This is a genomic window from Olleya marilimosa CAM030, assembly GCF_000518485.1.
GTDB classification, from domain to species: Bacteria; Bacteroidota; Bacteroidia; order Flavobacteriales; family Flavobacteriaceae; genus Olleya; species Olleya marilimosa.
Map to the genome: position 1 here is coordinate 205,862 of NZ_JADR01000007.1, position 19,949 is coordinate 225,810.

Here is a 19,949-nt window from a genome sequence, read left to right on the forward strand (position 1 = left end):
TTGTAGTATATTATAACTATGAAAAAACAACTACAAATAATTAATGGGATTGCTTTTGTCTGCGTGATTGTAATGAACTATTTATCCAATACTGGTTTATTAAATAACACGACCATTGGAGAAGTCTCTAAACAATACAATACCTTATTTACACCTGCTGGATATGCGTTTTCCATTTGGGGAATCATCTATTTGCTTTTAACAGGATTTATTGTTTATCAAGGATGTAGTTTGTTTGTCAAGGTCAGAAATGACGACTTTGTACTAACAACAGGTTGGTGGTTTGCTATTTCATGTATTGCTAATTGTGCTTGGATCGTCACTTGGATTTATGGTTATACTGCATTGTCCTCTGTATTTATTTTTATAATACTTATCGCATTATTACAAATAGTGCTTAAAAATAAAATGGAATTGTTTGATGCACCAATCACTGTTATTGTGTTTTTGTGGTGGCCATTTGTAATCTATAGTGGTTGGATTACAGTAGCTAGTATTGCTAATGTCTCAGCAGTTTTAGTAAAATATAATTGGGATGGTTTTGGGTTATCACCAACCGTTTGGACCTTACTATTAATTTGGATAGCCACTGTAATAAACTTAATAGTTACCTGGACACGTAACATGCGCGAGTTTGCATTAGTTGGTGCTTGGGCATTAATTGCTATTTACGTAGCTAATAACAACACAAATACTACTGTAGCCTACACTGCATTAGTTGCTGCTTTAATTTTAATTGTAAGCAGCGCTGCACATGGCTTTAAAAACCGAAAAACAAATCCTGCTATTAAGTGTATGGAGTATTTTGAGGGTAGGAAATGTTAGGATTTATCCAACAGAAAGTTTTGCAGCATCTTTCCATAAATAATTTGGCATAGGTTCATTTAATTCCCAATTAATGCTCATTGGTTTTGAACCGTAGTGGTCTTTTATATTTCCTTCTCCTATAAAAACATAACCTTTTGTATTGCCAAATTCATCTTTTGCTTTTTCGCGAACAAAAAGTAAAATTCGTTTATTTTCCTCTTGATGTTTTATGTAAGACAATCCTTTTCCTTTATCAGGTCTTGCAGAGTTTTGAGTTTGCCAATGAAATAGTAATTCATTTACAGCATAATCATCATACATTGTGGTTGGTGAAAAGTTTTCTTCGGACTTAATAAGGTTGATAAAAAGTAATTCGGTATTCAAATCTATATTCAATGCAGTTCCTTCTCTATTAGATGATTTTTTTGTGAAACTACTAAATTGGAAAGCAGTTAATATTTGGTCTCTTGTATAACGACTATGTAATTTTAATGGTTGTTCATATGGAAGTTCAATCAGTAATTCTTTGAAGTCTATATTATCAATTAAAAATTCTAGAATTTCCTTTATTTCCTCGACTAGAACAAGATTATTTCCAATTTGGAGAATACTTTTTTCTAAAGAATCGAAACCTTCTTCTTTCTGCCAAACATCGTAATGCAACATTAGAAGCATGGTTTTTTCATTTTCATTCAATTCTGAAATTGTCACCTTAAAATTCTGTTTTGCAATTTTTAAAATGAAAGAGAAATAACTGAGTGAATTTGTAGATAACCATTTGTTTGAAATAGCAGAAACAATAGCTTTCTCATTTTCAGAATTGAAGTTTTCTATTCTTCCTGCTAATTGACATAAACGCTTCCAGCTTTCTCTTTTGTATATTGATTGTAGAGGTATATTATAAAACGAGCAAAAGTTACCTATTGTTAATGGTAAATTAGTGTCGTTTTGATATTGTTGAATTCTTTGAATTAATTTGTTTTTATTTAATGATGTTGCAGCCGAAATATTTTTAAGAATTGTTTCTTTTGTCTTCTTCTCTAAAATGATTGAGCAACCCAAAGGAAGATGCGGGAAATCATCCTCGATTTCTTTTTTAACTGTTGTATTAGTTTTACCGATTAAAGCTCTAAACTTACTTTCAAAATTATATTCAGGTTTGGAATTTCCAACAAAATCTAAAACAGTTAAGCAATCTTTCTCTTCGTGAAGTCTCAGTCCTCTTCCAAGTTGTTGTAAAAAGACTGTCAAGCTTTCAGTTGGCCTTAAAAATAGAACAGTATCAATTTCAGGAATATCAATACCTTCATTAAACATATCGACTACAAATAGGTAATTAATTTCTTTTTTCTCAAGTTTCTGACGAATTTGAATTCTGTCTTTACTATTTATGCTTGTTAAATAATCGGCTTTTAATCCTGCTAATGTGAATTTTTCAGCCATAAATTTAGCATGTTCCATAGAAACACAGTATCCTAAAGACCTAACTTCATTTATATCTTTCGTGTATTTATCTAATGCATCAATAATTTCTCTAACTCTTCTGTCATTTTCGGTATACAGATTAGTTAATTCACTTGCGACATATTTACCTCTAGCCCAACTTACATTTGTTAAATCTATGCTATCTGTTATCCCGAAATATTGAAATGGACAAAGTAATTTTCGATTCATTGCTTCTGGCAATCTAATTTCTGCAGCAATTTTATTATCAAAATCTTCTAAAATGTCTCCACCATCCATTCGTTCAGGTGTAGCAGTTAAGCCTAGTAAAACCTTTGGTTTAAAATAGTTAATTATTTCTCTATAACTATTAGCGGTTTGGTGATGACATTCATCGATTATTATATAATCGTAATAATCTGGAGTTAAGTTATATTCTTTAAACTTGTTTTTGACAGATTGTACGGAAGCAAATACGAATTCAAAATTATCAGGAACCATTCCGTCAACCCATAATTCACCAATATTATTGTTCCTTAAAATACCTTGAAAAGTAGATAATGATTTTTGAATAATTTCTTTTCTATGTGCAAGAAATAGAAGTTTTGCTGACTTGTTGTTTTGTTTGAAACGCTTATAGTCAAATGCAGAAATAACGGTTTTTCCTGTTCCAGTCGCTGCAACTACAAGGTTTCTAAATCTTTTATGAACCGTTCTTTCTACTTCTAGTTTTTCTAATACTTCTTTTTGATAAGGAAAAGGTTTAATATCAAACAAAGCTGTAGCGTTTTCATAAGGTTTACTAAATTTACTTTGTTTTAAAGCGCTTTGAAGTTTCTCTTTATGTATGCCATCATCAAATAATTCAAAATCATCACTCCTCCAATAAGAATCAAATGTCTTATTGAATTTATCAATTATGTGACTTACTTCTTTGGTCGTAACTTTTAAATTCCACTCTAAACCATCTGTTAAAGCTGACCTCGAAAAGTTAGAAGAGCCAATATATGCTGTATGAAATCCAGTATTTCTATAAAAAAGATATGCTTTTGCATGTAGCCTTTCATTACTTGTATTGTACGATATTTTAACTTCAGTATTTGGTAATTTTGAAAGTAGTTGAATAGCTTTATAGTCTGTTGCTCCAATATATGTCGTGGTAATTACTTTTAGTTTTCCACCACGCTGTGTAAATTCTCGTAACTCTTTTTCAAGAATAATGATACCTTTAAATTTTATAAAAGAGACAAGAAGATATATTTCGTTAGATGAAAGAATCTCCTTTTTAAGTTCACTTTCTAGTGATAGACCAACATTCCCACCTGTAAATAATTCACTTTGTGTTAATCTTGTGTAAGGGGTTATTTCTTTTAATCTTAAATCTAAATCTGAAAAGTGCGCATCAGTTTTTGAAAATACTGCCTTTAAAATTTCACCTTCAACACTAACTAAATCATCATTAAATTCTTGTTTATTTAATTCGTCTTTTAGTAATTTAATTATTTTGTTAGCAATTTCAATTTGTAATTCAGCTTTACCTTTTATAAGTTGAAAAGCATGTTTTAAAGTTTTAGCTAAATGTTTAGATAAAACATTTGAGGCTTCCTCTTTGTCTATTGAAGTTTTCTTTAGAAAGAATTTATCTTTATCAAGTTCATTTAATTTTTCAGATACTAATTGGGTTATTAATTCTTCGTAAATTCCTTGATTCATAATTCTAAATATTCTTTTAAAATTGGTATGTCGGCTTCTGCCCAATCTAAATTAATTAATTTCCGTTTGTTAACTAAAACAAAATCAGAATGTTCTTTAAGTATTAATTTACCTGTAACATATTCAGCAGTAAAAGGAATTAATTTGATTTTAAAATCAGGATACTCATGAGTTACAGGAGTTAACTTTCCTTTGATTTCAATTTTGATATTTAATTCCTCTAATATTTCTCTTTTAATACACTCAACCTCTGTTTCACCTTCTTCAATCTTGCCACCTGCAAATTCCCATTTTAATGGAAGTTTCATGCTTTTATTTCTTTGAACAGCTAAAACTTTATCATCAAATTGGATGATTGCACATGTAACAAGAATAGTTTTCATCCTAATGCGCCTCCAACCAATTCAAACCAGTATCCACTTCAACATCTAAAGGCACTTCCATTTTAAAGGCTTGTTCCATTTCGGTTTTAATTAAGGTTTTCATTTCCTCAAGTTCAGGTTTGTAAACATCAAACACCAATTCATCGTGCACTTGCAGTAACATTTTGGTTTTATAATTACCAGCTTCTAGTTTGTTGTAAATGTTAATCATGGCAATTTTAATAATATCTGCAGCACTACCTTGGATTGGTGCATTAACAGCATTACGCTCTGCTGCACCACGTACCACAGCATTACGACTATTTATATCTTTTAGGTAACGTCTACGATCTAAAATAGTTTTCACATAACCATGATCACGTGCAAAATCTACTTGTGCACTCATGTATTTTTTAAGCTTAGGGTAGGTTTCGTAGTAGGTATCAATAAGTTCTTTGGCTTCACCACGCGACAAATCGGTTTGGTTACTTAATCCAAAAGCAGACACACCATAGATAATCCCAAAGTTTACGGTTTTAGCATTACTACGTTGCTCTCTAGTGACTTCGTTTAAAGGCACATTAAAGACTTTTGATGCTGTGGAAGCGTGAATGTCCTCTCCATTTTTAAACGCTTCAATCATGGTTTCTTCCTCGCTTAACGCAGCAATAATACGTAGTTCTATTTGGCTATAATCCGCAGCTAATAGTGTGTAATCTTCATTGCGTGGTACAAACGCTTTACGGACTTGACGTCCACGTTCTGTACGTATCGGAATATTCTGTAAGTTTGGATTATTGCTACTTAAACGTCCTGTAGCAGCAACGGTTTGCATATAATCTGTATGTACACGACCTGTTGCAGGCTCTACCTGAAGTGGTAACGCATCCACATAGGTGCTTTTAAGTTTTGCTAAACCACGATAATCTAAAATATTGCGAATAATTTCATGGTCCTTAGCTAGGTAAGACAGTATGTCTTCTCCTGTCGCATATTGACCTGTTTTTGTCTTTTTAGGTTTATCAACCAATTTTAGTTTTTCAAATAAAATAATACCTAATTGTTTTGGTGAAGCAATATTAAATTCTTCTCCAGCAACCTCATATATTTTACGTTCTAAGGTGTTGATATCGTTATTTAAATCGTCTGATAGGCTATTTAAAAAGTCAACATCCAAATTAATACCTTCTAACTCCATTGCAGCCAATACACGTAATAAAGGCACCTCAATATCGTCAAATAATTTTTGGGTGTTAGCTTCGCCTAATTCCTTTTCAAAATGTTCTTTTAATTGTAGCGTGATATCAGCATCTTCAACCGCATATTCCGTTTGTTTTTCCAACGGAACATCACGCATGGATAATTGGTTTTTCCCCTTTTTACCAATCAATTCTGTGATAGCAATTGGAGTGTAGTTTAAGTACGTCTCTGCCAATACATCCATATTATGACGCATGTCAGGATTAATTAAGTAATGCGCTAACATGGTGTCAAATAAAGGACCTTTGACTTGTACATTGTATTTGGCTAGTACCTTAATATCGTATTTTAAATTTTGTCCAATTTTCTGAATGGTCTCACTTTCAAAAAATGGTCTTAGGGTTTCGATTAGGGCTTGTGCTTCGGTTTTATCCTCCGGAAAGGGTAGGTAAAAGCCTTTACCAATTTCCCATGAAAATGAAATCCCAACCAATTCTGCAGTTAATGGGTTTAGACCTGTGGTTTCGGTATCAAAACACACAGACGTCTGACTCATTAAGTTTTTGATAAATAATGTAGTTGCCATTCCTGAGGCTACACTTTGGTAAAAATGAGCAGTAGTTTCGGCAGTTTTTCGCGCTAAGCTATCTGTGTCAGATGTCGCTGTTGCGGAATTTGGGTCGCCTCCAAACAAATTAAATTGACCAGCTCCAGCACTTTCTGCTTCTTTAGGCGTCACTTTTGGTGCTGCTTTTTCCGAAGGGTTGTTGTTAGCAAGCGATGTGGCTTCTGCACCAGAAGTAAAGGTTTTTGTGAAATTATCTATAAGGCGTCTAAATTCTAATTCTTGAAAAATCTCAGTAACTTTAGGAATATCTGGAGCGTCTAACTCAAAATCTTTGGCATTAAACGTCACAGGAACGTCTAACATAATAGTTGCTAGTTTTTTAGAAAGTAAACCTAACTCTTGGTTGGCTTCAATCTTCTCTTTCATTTTACCTTTAAGCTCGTGTGTGTTGGCAAAAAGGTTTTCCATGCTACCATATTGTGCTAAAAACTTTTTAGCGGTTTTTTCTCCAACACCAGGTAAACCAGGAATATTATCACTAGCGTCTCCCATCATTCCTAAAAAGTCAATGACTTGTAAAGGGTCTGTTACTTCAAATTTTTTCTGTACTTCTGGGATTCCCCAAGTTTCATAACCACCTCCAAACACAGGTCTGTACATAAAAATGTTTTCGCTAACTAATTGCGCAAAATCTTTATCAGGTGTTACCATAAAGGTTTGGTAGCCTTCTTTTTCGGCCTGTTTAGCTAAAGTCCCTATAACATCATCCGCTTCATAACCATCTTTAACCATAATTGGAATATGCATGGCTTTTAAAATCTCCATGATATAAGGTACAGCAGTTTTAATACCTTCAGGCGTTTCGTCACGATTGGCTTTATAGGCTTCAAACATTTCGACTCTGTCAGCACTTCCACCTTTATCAAAACATACTGCTAAATGGTCAGGACGCTCACGCTTAATAACATCTAATAACGAGTTCATAAAACCCATAATAGCAGAGGTGTCTTCTCCTTTAGAGTTTATTCTTGGGTTTTTTATAAAGGCGTAATAACCTCTAAAAATTAAAGCGTAGGCATCGACTAAAAAGACGCGTTTATTGTCTGACATAATAGTAATTTTGATAGAATACCAAAACTACAAAACTTAACGCAGGTTTGCTTTAAAATTTGATAACTTCTGTACTTAAAACAGTAAATTATTGATTAAGCTTTTAAGAATGCTTTAGATAAGATTCTTTGATTTTTACCATGCTGATATTTCATGTACGCAAATCCAGGATGAATACAATACGAACCTGTTTGACCTGCTTTGTTAATAGCAATGTAGGCTACCTGAAAATCTTTGTGGTTTTTGTTTTTATTGACGATACGGTTTATGGCTTCTTCACATGCTTGTTGTGGATGCATTCCGTTGCGCATCAGCTCTACGATTAAAAAGCTTCCTACGGTTTTTAAAATTTCTTCACCTAAACCAGTAGCAGCTGCACCACCAACTTGATTGTCAACATATAATCCAGAGCCTATGATTGGCGAGTCGCCAACGCGTCCTTTCATTTTATAAGATAATCCAGAGGTTGTACAAGCACCTGCAATGTCACCATCTTTATCCAAGCATAACATACCAATGGTATCATGATTTTCTATGTTGATAATAGGCTTATATTCTGAAGTTTTTTTCCAGTCTTCCCATGCTTTTTTTGAAGCTTCTGTAAGTAGGTTTTCTTTTTTAAAGCCTTGTGTGTAGGCAAAATCTTCGGCACCTTTTGCAGCTAAGATAACGTGAGGAGTTTCTGTCATTACTTTTTTGGCTAGAAGTGCAACATTGGTAATGTTTTGGACACAAACAACAGCACCACAATCTCCAGAGCTGTCCATAACGCAAGCGTCTAGCGTTACTTGGCCATCTCTGTCTGGCGCACCACCTTTACCAACGGTTGTATTAGTTAAGTTTTCTTCTTCAATAGCGACACCAGCAATAGCAGCATCTAAAGCCTTTACACCTTGTTCCAACGTTTGACCTGCTTTTGCATTGGCATCTACAAAACCCCAAGTGCAAATGGATACAGGAAAACTTGTGTTGTCAATTATGGTTGTAGTGTCTTCTTTTTGTTGTGTAGCATCAGTTAACGTTTTTTCGGTTTTGGCACAAGCCAATACTGAACTTCCTGCTGCTAAACCAATACTGGTTAATGATGCGTTTTTTAAAAATTTTCTTCTGTCCATACTATGTAATTAATACGTTACACCTTGTTTGTCCAAAATGGATTTAGTCCTGAAAGTATAAAATAATAAATAACCAAAGCATAGTACAGCCATAATGTAAGACGTTTGTATACCAAAGACATCTGCTAATTTACCTTGTAAAGGCGGAATAATTGCTCCACCAAGAATCATCATTATTAAAAATGCAGATCCTTGAGACGTGTATTTGCCTAAACCTGCAATACTTAAAGTAAATATACAAGGCCACATAATTGAGCAGAACAACCCACCAGATAAAAAAGCAAATAATGCGACGTTACCGGAAGTTAATAGTCCGATTACCATAGCTAAAACACCTAATAAACTAAATGTTTTTAATGTTGTAACTGGATTGTCTTTAGCATAAAAGAAACCTCCAATTTGTACCGCAACGCATATGGCGAAAAATAAGATTTGATTAGACGAGTATTTTCCAAAATTAACTAATAATATTACTCCAAAAGCAACGTAAGGCACAATAATTAACAGCCATTTTTTTAAGCCTTTACTTGGGTTAAATACAGTAATAGCTCCAACCCAACGACCAACCATTAATCCTCCCCAATACAGTGAAATATAAGGTGCGATTTGTGCATCGTTTAGGATTGGTAAGCCTAATTCGTTTAGGTTTGTTCCGTCTACAGCTTTTTTTAGTAGTTCACCTAAATTACTACCAACAGTAACCTCTACACCAACGTACGTAAAAATAGCAAGCATCCCTAAAACTAACTGAGGATACTTCATTGCTCCCCAACCTTCTGATTTTTTAGAAGAACTAGAATAAGCAAATAGTAAACATCCAACAACAGCAGCTAATGCGATAATTAAAAAGACTAGACGTTTATTTTCTAAAGCTTCTGAAGCAACTTCATTACCTGTATAAGTACTAAAAATGTAACCAAAACAACCAATGATTATTAGGGTTAACACAATTAATAAGTTTTTGGCTTTATTAGCTGGCTCAAAAGCAGTTTCAGATTTTAAAGCTGGTAATTTTTTTGAGAAATAAAATAATGCTGCTGCTAATAAAAATAAAACACCAACACCTAAATATAGCATTTGTACAGTATTAAGTGTAATCTCGTTATTTTTAATCATAGCAGCCAATTCATCACCAGATAAAGGTGTAGAACCAAAAATGATAAATGCAACTACAATAGGTCCAATGGTAGTACCAAAGGAGTTGATTCCGCCAGCAAGATTTAATCTGTGTGAGCCAGTTTTAGGGTCTCCTAATGCAATAGCAAATGGGTTAGCAGTGGTTTGTTGTAATGAAAAACCAAGTCCAACAATAAAAAGTGCAATTAATACAAAATAAAAAATACTAGTTTGTCCTTGTTCTGCACCAGCTGTTGCAGGATACATAACAAAAGCGCCAATTGCAGAAAGGAGTAATCCATAAATAATTCCGTTTTTATAACCCCAAGCATTTAAGATGTCTTTTTTAATTGTGCTAGATATTATAAACAATAGTAAGGCACCAATGTAATAGGCACCATAAAAAGCAAAATCTACTAATTGCGATTGAAATTGATCGATATCAAAATAGGTTTTACAAAAAGGGATAAATACACTGTTTGAAGCAGCTATAAATCCCCAAAAAAAGAAGACAGTCACTAAGGTTGTTAAAGCAGATTTGTTATTTTGGTTTTCCATTGGTTGGTTTTTAATTTGTCCTAAATATAGTTATAAATGTTATTTGATAGTGATTTCGTCCACAAAAAGCCAACTTCTACCATCATGCTTGTAGCCTAAATGCCATTCTGGAAGTTTGCCTAGTTTTTTTGCTATGATTTTTATGTAACGATATGGTTTTGGTACTTGTTTAAAGAAGATCTTTTTTATTTCTGTGTCTTCAGAAGGTTGTGTGTTGTTAACAAATTGAGTAGTATCTATTGGCTTAAAATTAATACCATCTGTCGAGCCAAAACAACTCACTTGGGTTGGATAAAAAATCCATGATCGTTGTTCTTGTAAAAAATTTAATGTGACAAGATTTACTTGTTTTGCGCTACCTAAATCAACAGTTGCTATTAAGTCTTTGTCTTGATAACCTTGCCAAGTTCCGGTTCTAAAATCTTGTGTTCCGTAAATACCATCTATTAACGCGTCGTTTCCGCCACCATTATATTGATTTGCATATTCGGTTTCTAGTTTAATTGAAATATTTGGGTCTATTTTATAAAATTGGGTTTGGATAGTAGCACTTTTAATTCCGTTTTTTTCTGAATAGACTTGTAACAATGTAGCTTTAGAGATAGTAAAGGGTTGTTGGTATGGTTTAAAACTTTGATTGTCTAGGCTGTAGTAAGTTGCAACTTGTTTGTCTACATTATCTAAAACAACTTCAGTTTCGCCTTTAAAGGCTATATCACCTTTTGCAATAAATGGAGCAGGAGTGATGAGGTGTTCTGTAATTTCGGTTTTTGGAACTTGGTTATCTTTTGTAGCCCAAGTAGAGGGTTGGTCTGTCATTTTAAAATGAAGTGTGCCACCATTGATAATATCTGAATGATTGATAAAAGACTGATTTAGCGGACTGCCATTTAATTCTGCGGAAGCGATATAAATATTTTTAGAACTTAAATTATCTGTCGAAATTGTAAACTGTTTGCCGTTTTTTAGATTAATGGTTGCTTTTTCAAAAAGCGGTGTACCAATAATATAATTATTACTACCAGGAGTTACTGGATAAAAACCTAAGCTACTAAAAATGTACCAAGCACTCATTTGACCACAGTCTTCGTTACCAGAGATTCCGTCAGGTTGATTTTTATATAATTGGGTTAAAATTTGATGGATTTTTTCTTGGGTTTTGTGTGGTTTATTTACAAAATTATAAAGATAAGCCATGTGATGACTAGGCTCGTTACCATGTGCATATTGCCCAATTAAACCTGTAATATCCACTTGATGACGTCCAGAGGTTTGGTCTTTTGCAACAAATAGTTTGTCTAAATTAGCGTCTAGTTTGTCTTTTCCGCCAAGAAGTGTCATAAAACCAGAGATGTCTTGTGGTACGTAAAAACTATATTGCCAAGCATTAGCCTCAGTGTAATTAAAATTGACTTCGTAAGGATCAAAAGGTGCAAACCAAGTGTTTCTGTAACGACCTCTCATAAACTGTGTTTCGGGATCAAAACTGTTTTTATAATATTGTGCTCTTTTAGAATATGTTTTATAATCGTCTAGCTTGCCTAAGCTTTTTGCCATTTGGGCAATGGTCCAATCGTCATAGGCATATTCCAAGGTTTTAGAAACAGATTCGCTTTCTTCTTCCACAGGAATAAAACCAAATTGTTTATAAGCTTTTAAACCTAATTTGTCTCTTGTTGCGCTATGCTTCATTGCCTCAAAAGCTTTGTCGATATTATAATCTTTGATGCCTTTTAAGTAGGCATCTGCAATTACTGGTACTGCATGGTAGCCAATCATACAGCCTGTGTAATTGGCACTTAAATCCCAAATTGGCATAATACCACCTTCGTTATATTTAGCAATAAAAGTGTTTATAAAATCATTGGTTTTGTCTTGTTCTATGATTGTAAATAATGGGTGCGCTGCACGATAGGTATCCCAAAGCGAGAAGACTGTATAGTAGTCAAAAGCTTTGGTTGTGTGAATTTTCATGTCCATACCACGATAACGACCATCGACATCTTGATACAAATTAGGTGCTAAAGCCACATGATACATTGAGGTGTAAAAGTTGGTTTTGTTATCAATATTTTTATCTTGGATTACAATTTTTTGTAGTTGTTTTTCCCAAATATCTTGAGCTGTATTTTTTATCTCTTCAAAAGAGTGTTCTCCTATTTCTTCTTTAAGGTTTTTTCTAGCACCTTCAACATCTACAGCACTAATACCTATTTTTAAGTAAACAGGATTGTTATTTGGGTTGTTAAATTTTAAAGCTATTTTTTGAGCGCCTTTTTGACCTTGTTGAGGTGGAGATTGAAGTATATCTGAAAAAGTATGTGATGTTTTAATAACAAAATACAGACGCTGGTCTTTAGCCCAAGCCTCAGAAAAACGATAACCTTCAATTTGCGTGTCAGAAATCTTTGTGATTTTAGCATCTAAAACTTTATCGCGATGAATTAAATCTACAATTGCATATTGGTTTTCTGTCGAAGGAAAACTGTATTTGTGTATGCCACTTCGTTTAGAAACCGTTAATTCTACATCAATATTTGTACTGTCTAAATGTACTTTGTAATAACCAGGTTGAGCGACTTCATTGTCATGAGAAAAATGAGCACGATATCCAGGTTTTCCATCTGCACCATTATTAAAATTAACCTTATTGGTTGGCATGATTAAAACATCACCATAATCCGAAACACCTGTTCCGCTTAAATGTGTATGCGAAAAGCCATAGATGTAACTATCGCTATAATGGTAGCCAGAACAGCCATCCCAACCTTCTAGTCGTGTGTCTGGACTTAGTTGCATCATTCCAAAAGGCATAGTTGCTCCTGGATACGTATGACCATGACCTCCTGTACCAATTAAAGGATTGACATAGCTTATTAAAGGTTTTTCTGTGGTTGTTGGGTTACTATTTTCGGTTTTGTCATTACAGCTAGAAATGAATAGTTGTAAAATGAAAAGTGCGGTTAGTTTTAGTTTCATTAAAATAGAATGCTAATTTTTATAAGGAACTAAGATAATTAAAAATGAAGCTTCAAAAAATTCTGTTGTAAGTACTTATATTCATTTTCAAAAAGAAGTAAAGCGTTATGCTTCTTTCAATTTTAATAATAGGTAAAAGCATATAATAAAACTATTAGTTTATATGATGATAATTAACTTTATAGTGATGTAAAGTATTCAGCTTAACGATTTAAAAATCAAAACGTTTAACAAATTGCTAAGATAATTGAGATTGATAATGGTTAAATTTGTGGTCTAAACTATGTTATGACACGTCTAATTATTATTTCTATTCTATATATATTACTAACTGTTTATGGTTTTCAGGCTATTAAAACAGTATTTAAATCAAGTTGGATACATTATTTGTTTTTTGCAATAGCACTTGTTGTAGCTTTAAATATGGTGTATCAATTTACAACACCATCTGAAGGCAGAGTAATATCAGGTGGTAGAGGTTATGCTATAGGTTTTTTGTTATCCTTTATGGCTTTTAATTTAGTGCTTGTTCCTATATTAATAGGAGAGGATATTATTAGATCATTTATTAGCGTTTATGATAAATACTTTATAACTAAAGAGTCTTTTTACTTACCCTCTAGACGTAAATTTATAAGCCAAATTGGATTAGGCCTAGCAGCAATACCATTTGCTTCTTTACTTTATGGTATGTATCAAGGACGATACAATTATAAAGTTTTAAAATATACTTTACATTTTGAAGATTTACCAGAAGCGTTTGATGGTTATAAAATGACACATATTAGCGATATCCATTCTGGAAGTTTTGATAATAAAGAAAAAATTAATTACGCTGTAGATTTAGTTAATAAACAAAAAAGCGATGTGATAGTTTTTACTGGAGATTTAGTAAATAATAAAGCTTCAGAAATGTATGATTGGAAAGATACCTTTTCTAGATTGTCGGCTAGTGATGGGGTGTTTTCTGTATTAGGCAATCATGATTATGGAGATTATGTAGATTGGGCAACTGAAAAAGACAAACAGGATAATTTAAACGAATTAATAACTATTCAAAAAGAAATTGGCTTTGATTTATTGTTAAATGAAAGTCGTTACATCCAAAAAGATGGTCAAAAATTAGCTTTAGTTGGTGTAGAGAATTGGGGAAAAGGAGGTTTTAAAAAAGCTGGAGACTTGGATAAAGCCTCAAGCAATATAGCTGCAGGTGATTTTAAAATATTATTATCTCATGACCCATCACACTGGGCAGAAAAAGTCATAGATCACGATAATCATTACCATTTAACTTTAAGTGGTCACACACATGGTATGCAGTTTGGGATAGAAATACCAGGTTGGATTAAATGGAGTCCAGTAAAATGGCGTTACAAACATTGGGCAGGAATCTATAAAGAAAAAGGACAATACATCAACGTTAACCGAGGTTTTGGCTATTTAGCTTATCCTGGACGCGTTGGAATTTGGCCAGAAATTACTGTTATAGAACTTAAAAAAGGGACTCAAATTGCTTAATTACAACTAAATGTTATATTTTAGTAACTAGTTTGAACTAAACTGAATATCAAATGTCAAAATTTGGAGAATTAATAGATGTCGAAATTCCTGTACTGTTAGACTTTTTTACAGAATGGAATGAACCATCAAAAGCCATGCACGCTGTTTTACGCGATGTAGCAGCAGCACTTGGTGATAAAGCAAAAGTTATCAAGATTGATGTTGAGAAAAATCAAGAACTATCTGAAGCTTTACGCGTCAAAGGGTTGCCAACTTTAATTATCTATAAAAATGGAGAAATGAAGTGGCGCCAAAGCGGAGAACAGGATGCTAATACTTTAATAAGTATCGTACAACAGTTTGTTTAAAGCGCTTTAAATTGATACCCTTTACTGCTAAAATGCTCTAAAACTTTAGGTAATGCATATTGCATATTTTTTGATGCTTTTATGCTGTCATGAAACACAATAATACTTCCCGATACACTGTTTTTAATAACGTTTTCTAGGCATTGTTCTGGTGTTACCTTGACTTCCCAGTCATAAGATATAACACTCCACATTACTATTTTATAACCTCTTTTAATTAATTGTTTAGCTTGTTTGCGTTTGATTTTTCCAAAAGGAGGTCTAAACAATTGTTTGCTATTGGAGGTAATTAGTTGTTGTGTTTTTTCTGTATTTTTTACATAGCTATTGGTATCTGTACGCCAACCTTTAAGATGATTAAACGTGTGATTACCAATGGTGTGGCCATCATTGTAAACAGATTTAAATAGCTCTGGATATTTTTTTATGTTATCGCCAATACAAAAAAATGTTGCTTTAGCATTATACTTTTTAAGTGTATCTAAAGTCCATTGTGTGATTTTTGGAGTAGGACCATCATCAAAAGTTAAATAAATAGTCTTAGTCAAAGACGCCTTTTTCCAAATATACTTTGGAAAAAGGCGTTGTATTAATTTTGGTGTTTTTGCAGGAAAAACAGGCATCTATTCGCTTTTTAAAACAGTGTCTAATTGCTGTAAAAAATCTTTGTCCGATGGTACAGGACTGATTTCTGGCTCAGGCTCGCTATCATAGTATTGTTTAAACAATTCAAGATAGTTAGTAAAGGTCATAGATTCTTCTTTAGCAAAATCTCTGTCATATTCTACTAAAACATCTACTAAGGCTTTGTAACGCTCTATATCAGTAAGTATTTCAGTAAAGTTATTGTCTTGGTTTTCTCTAGTTAAAGTACTGTAGTATTTTAAGTTTTCTTGATATTTAGTAGCTACCTCTTTAAATAGTTGTCTAGCTTTGTCTTGATTATCTACTTCATAATAGGCACTTATGTAAGGCTCTAATAAAGTATAGTGTCCAAACTTATTAACAGGCATGTTCTTCATAGCAATGTCTGCTATTTCTTCAGCTTTATCTAATTGATTTTCGTTAATTAAGTTTTCAATTAATCTAGCTAAGTTTCCTCTATAAGTAATTGAGTTTCTTCTAGTTTCTGGATCATGGTAAATTTGATCACTTCCACTATTTCCCCAATCCCAATTAACCACCTTATTATACATAAACTCTGTATCTAATCGTCCCATATCAAATGGATTTGCTCTAGCAACAGGTGTTTTTATTGGTACTAATTTATAAACCATACCATCTAATTGTAAGTAATCTTTCATCCAGATATAATCATCGTTTCCAAAAGCTCCACCAGTAAAGTATATTGGTCGTTCCCAATTATTACTTGCTACAATATCAAGCATCAATAAGCGGTTTTTTGTTATGGCATTGTCAGTAATTGTAATATCAACATAGTCTTCTATTAAGTCACTGTCTTTTGCTTTTACAATACCGTTATCTAATACAGATTGTTTGTCTACAGGCACTCTAATATTTTCTACAGGGAAATAGTTAGAGTTTAGAAATTGTTGTGGATATTGTGTATAATCTTCACCCTCTTGTTGTAAGGCGTGTTTTAATTTTGTTTTAGGGTCGTCGCTGGTTATAAAATTCATAAACGTAGCAATATCCAAAGTATCCTTAGATCTTAGACGTTTCATTAAGTACTCTCTTGTACCATGTTTATACTTGTCGTGTGTTAAGCTGGAAGGTATTGGATCACTCTTGTAGGCTTTACGCTTCATTTGATCTATATACCAATCTGTTTGAAATAAACTAGTGTTAACCACGCGTACGTCTGTACGATAGTTTTCAATTTCTTGTGCATACCATAAAGCAAAGGTGTCATTATCTCCAATAGAGAATAAAATACCGTTTTCTCCACAAGAATCAAGGTATTTTTTAGCCATAGCTAAAGCAGTGTATTTACCTGATCTATCATGGTCATCCCAGTTTTGTGTTGCCATAATTACTGGTACTAATAATAAACAAACTAAAGTGACTGTTGGAGCTAATACTTTATTTGTAACATACTTTTTAAGTAAATCAAAAATAGCATACACACCAAGTCCAATCCAAAGCGCAAATACATAAAACGAACCAACCACAGAATAATCACGTTCTCTAGGCTCAAATGGTCTTACGTTTGTATATACTTGTATTGCTAATCCTGTAAATAAGAAAAATACCAAGGTAACCCAAAATAATTTTTTGTCTTTATTGAATAAGAAAAATAAGCCTATTAATCCTAAAATTAATGGGAAGAAAAAATACGTGTTACGACCTTTGTTGTCTGCAACATCACTTGGAAGATTGTCTTGAGATTGCCCTAAATGCCACTCGTCAATAAACTTAATTCCGCTAATCCAATTACCATGTTGGTCGTATCGACCTTGTAAATCGTCTTGCTTACCTGCAAAATTCCACATAAAGTAACGCCAATACATATAACCAAGTTGGTATTCAAAAAGGTAAGAGATGTTACTAGCTAGTGATGGCTTTTCAATATTTATAAACTGTCCAAATTGTTTTAAAAAGTTGTGATAATCTTCATAATCAATGACACCTTTAGCGACATCACTTTTAAAGTCAATCATAGATTGTACTAATTGATCTTCACCTTGGTATTCTGGTTTTAAACTAAATTCTAAAAAGCCAGTAAACAGCATGTAGTTTTCAGCATTTTCTCCACTCCACATTCTTGGCAAAATGGCAGCTTGTTTAGAATTGTAGTTTTGTTTAGCGCGCTTATAGTCGTTAACAATTATATATTTGCCTGTAGCTTCATCCTTTTCGTATTTAGGTTTATCATCTACATATGGTTCGTTCTCATCTAAACCTGTATACTGATCTGTAAATAAAGGTCCGTAAAATAAATGTGTTTCTGGATATTGCTCTAGGTTATAATACGCTAAAAGTTCTCTAGCACTTGAAGGATTGTTTTCATTAATAACAACATTGGCATTTGCTCTAATTGGTAACATTAACCAAGTAGATGATCCTATTAATACAAATAGCAAACATATAATACCTGTATTAATATGATACAGTTTTTTTGCTCTGGTGTATTTAAGTCCGTAGTAAAATGCTGCAATCAATAAAACGCCTGCTATAATTGAACCAGAATTAAAAGGCAGTCCTATTTGATTAACAAAAAATAGCTCCAATGCACTAAAGTATCTTAATACGTTTGGAAACATTAATTTAAATACAAACAATAATACAGCAACCGATACAACATTGGCTATTATAAAATTTTTGACTGTTATGTTTTGGTAGTTTTTGAAAAAATAGATTAACCCAATCGCAGGAATGGTTAATAATCCCATAAAGTGAATTCCAAAAGATAGTCCTACAACAAAGGCTATAAGAATTAACCAACGGTTTCCTCTTGGTTTGTGCATGTCTTTTTCCCAGCGTAAGCCTAGATAAAACATGACAGTCATAATTAATGTTGCCATAGCATAAACTTCGGTTTCAACAGCATTAAACCAAAACGAATCTGTAAACGCAAAAGCTAAACTTCCAACAAAAGCACTTCCTAAAATGGCTATTTTTTGTCCTTTTGCTAAATTTTCTGGTTGTCCAATTATTTTTTTTAATAATAAAACAATGGTCCAAAACATAAATAATATTGCGAAAGCACTAGATACAGCACTCATCATATTCATTAAAAAACCTATCTGTGAAGGGTCTAGTGCAAACACTGAAAACACAGCACCAAACATCTGAAACAGTGGAGCTCCTGGTGGGTGTCCAACCTGTAATTTTGAAGAGGTTAAAATATATTCTCCAGCATCCCAATAACTTACAGTAGGTTCAACAGTAAGTGTGTAAGTGATAAGAGCAATTAAAAAAGCGAACCAACTAAGTATTAAGTTCCATTTTTTAAAGTTAAAAGTCATCATAAATTAAAGGTTTATTATGTGTTGCGAATTTAGTAATTATTATCAAACAGACACGGTTTTTAAGTTAACGTTAAGTTTTAATTTAAATTTTTTTTAAAAAATGTTTGCGTGAATAAATAATTGTATTAAATTTGCATCCTCATTACGAGATTGGCCTATGGTGTAACTGGTAACACGTTGGTTTTTGGTACCAAAGAGTCTAGGTTCGAAACCTAGTGGGCCAACAAAAAAAAGCTTCCTTTTTAGGAAGCTTTTTTATTTTTATTACATTTTAACTTTAGATTTTAAAAGTAATTACTGGTCTTTTTGCATGGTTTACTAAATCTTCGCTAATACTGCCATTTAAAAAGTGGGCAATACCTTGTCGTCCATGTGTGCTTATGCCTATTAAATCAGCATCTATTATTCTAGAAAAATTCAATATGCCTTTTTCAATTGTTTCGTCATTATATATGTTTATCGTGTAATTGTCAAAAGTTGAGTTAGCTATAAAGTCTCTCATTCTAACTTTTGAGGCTGCTGTTGTTGTAAAATTACTTGGTGTGTTAACGTTAAGTAGGTGGATTTTTGCCTCAAAAAGATTAGCTAGTTTTACAGCTTGTACATAAGTTTCTTTGTTGTCATTTTTAAAATCTGAAGCAAAAACAAATTCTTTTATATCAAAATTGTCATGTTCGTTTTTGATAACTAGAACAGGTGTGTTGGAAGTTCTAACAACTTTTTCTGTGGTAGATCCAATAAACAGTTCTTTAAGTCCTTCTGCACCATGAGATCCCATAACAATTAAATCGACATCATGATTTTTACAGGTTTCAAGAATGCCTTTAGAGATTTCGTTAAAATCTACTGCTTCATGAACCGTTATGCCTTTTAGATAGTCTTTATCAAGTATTTTTTCAAATTCTTTATGGGCTAATTTCATAAAAAAAACAGCTTCTGGTAAATCAGCTGGTGTGCCACCACCTGTGCTTAGTTGATTTAATGGAAGCTCTAGCATGTGCAATAATATTAATTCGCAATTATGTTTTTTTGCTAATTGAGCAGCAACTTTAACTGCATTTTCTGCTTCGGTTGAGAAGTCAGTTGGGACTAGTAGTTTTTTCATAATGTTGATTTAGATGGTTAATAAAGAACTTATTATAAAGTTAGTAATAAAAAATGACTTTTAAAAAGTTATG

General features: G+C 32.9%; 12 protein-coding genes and 1 tRNA gene. 4 read left to right on the plus strand and 9 right to left on the minus strand.

Translation table 11 applies throughout. The features are described from left to right. Positions 1-18 precede the first annotated feature (18 nt). Positions 19-825, plus strand: a complete 807-nt coding sequence (locus M890_RS0109780; RefSeq protein WP_028283364.1) for a TspO-related membrane protein — start codon at positions 19-21, stop codon at positions 823-825. Between the two features lie 3 nt (positions 826-828). Here M890_RS0109780 and M890_RS0109785 read toward each other — a convergent pair whose 3' ends face one another. The 6 genes from M890_RS0109785 to M890_RS0109810 all read right to left on the minus strand — a co-directional run bounded on the left by M890_RS0109785 (position 829) and on the right by M890_RS0109810 (position 12,971). Next, on the minus strand, positions 829-3,963 hold the full coding sequence (locus tag M890_RS0109785; RefSeq protein ID WP_028283365.1) for a DEAD/DEAH box helicase: 3,135 nt from the start codon (positions 3,961-3,963) through the stop codon (positions 829-831). Beyond that, positions 3,960-4,346: a (deoxy)nucleoside triphosphate pyrophosphohydrolase gene (locus M890_RS0109790; protein WP_028283366.1), complete on the minus strand. Its 387-nt coding sequence runs from the start codon at positions 4,344-4,346 to the stop codon at positions 3,960-3,962. Before M890_RS0109790 ends, M890_RS0109785 begins: the two co-directional genes overlap by 4 nt. A gap of 1 nt (position 4,347) precedes the next feature. Then, positions 4,348-7,203, minus strand: a complete 2,856-nt coding sequence (gene polA / locus M890_RS0109795) for a DNA polymerase I (protein WP_028283367.1) — start codon at positions 7,201-7,203, stop codon at positions 4,348-4,350. Between the two features lie 95 nt (positions 7,204-7,298). Beyond that, positions 7,299-8,318 (minus strand): isoaspartyl peptidase/L-asparaginase family protein, encoded by a 1,020-nt coding sequence (locus M890_RS0109800; RefSeq protein ID WP_028283368.1) that lies wholly within the window; start codon positions 8,316-8,318, stop codon positions 7,299-7,301. A gap of 9 nt (positions 8,319-8,327) precedes the next feature. After that, a complete protein-coding gene (locus tag M890_RS0109805) occupies positions 8,328-9,992 on the minus strand; it encodes an MFS transporter (RefSeq protein WP_028283369.1) in 1,665 nt (554 codons plus the stop codon). Positions 9,993-10,031: 39 nt separating this feature from the next. Further along, positions 10,032-12,971 carry a GH92 family glycosyl hydrolase gene (locus tag M890_RS0109810; RefSeq protein ID WP_028283370.1) on the minus strand — a complete coding sequence of 980 codons (2,940 nt, stop codon included), beginning with the start codon at positions 12,969-12,971 and terminating at the stop codon, positions 10,032-10,034. Positions 12,972-13,259: 288 nt separating this feature from the next. Here M890_RS0109810 and M890_RS0109815 point away from each other — a divergent pair, with 288 nt between their 5' ends. Both M890_RS0109815 and M890_RS0109820 read left to right on the plus strand, forming a co-directional pair. Continuing rightward, the gene (locus M890_RS0109815; protein ID WP_028283371.1) at positions 13,260-14,489 is read left to right on the plus strand and encodes a metallophosphoesterase; all 1,230 of its coding nucleotides are present in this window, start codon (positions 13,260-13,262) and stop codon (positions 14,487-14,489) included. Positions 14,490-14,542: 53 nt separating this feature from the next. Continuing rightward, positions 14,543-14,839, plus strand: a complete 297-nt coding sequence (locus M890_RS0109820; protein WP_028283372.1) for a thioredoxin family protein — start codon at positions 14,543-14,545, stop codon at positions 14,837-14,839. Here the strand turns inward: M890_RS0109820 and M890_RS0109825 are convergent. Both M890_RS0109825 and M890_RS16020 read right to left on the minus strand, forming a co-directional pair. Continuing rightward, positions 14,836-15,462: a polysaccharide deacetylase family protein gene (locus M890_RS0109825; RefSeq protein WP_028283373.1), complete on the minus strand. Its 627-nt coding sequence runs from the start codon at positions 15,460-15,462 to the stop codon at positions 14,836-14,838. The two genes, M890_RS0109820 and M890_RS0109825, sit on opposite strands and share 4 nt — an antisense overlap. Beyond that, on the minus strand, positions 15,463-18,771 hold the full coding sequence (locus M890_RS16020) for a glycosyltransferase family 117 protein (protein ID WP_036597391.1): 3,309 nt from the start codon (positions 18,769-18,771) through the stop codon (positions 15,463-15,465). Positions 18,772-18,922: 151 nt separating this feature from the next. Here M890_RS16020 and M890_RS0109835 point away from each other — a divergent pair. After that, positions 18,923-18,995, plus strand: a tRNA-Gln gene (locus M890_RS0109835). 53 nt (positions 18,996-19,048) lie between these two features. On the opposite strand, the gene M890_RS0109840 is transcribed toward M890_RS0109835, so the two are convergent. Continuing rightward, on the minus strand, positions 19,049-19,876 hold the full coding sequence (locus tag M890_RS0109840; protein ID WP_028283374.1) for a universal stress protein: 828 nt from the start codon (positions 19,874-19,876) through the stop codon (positions 19,049-19,051). Between the last annotated feature and the right edge of the window lie 73 nt (positions 19,877-19,949).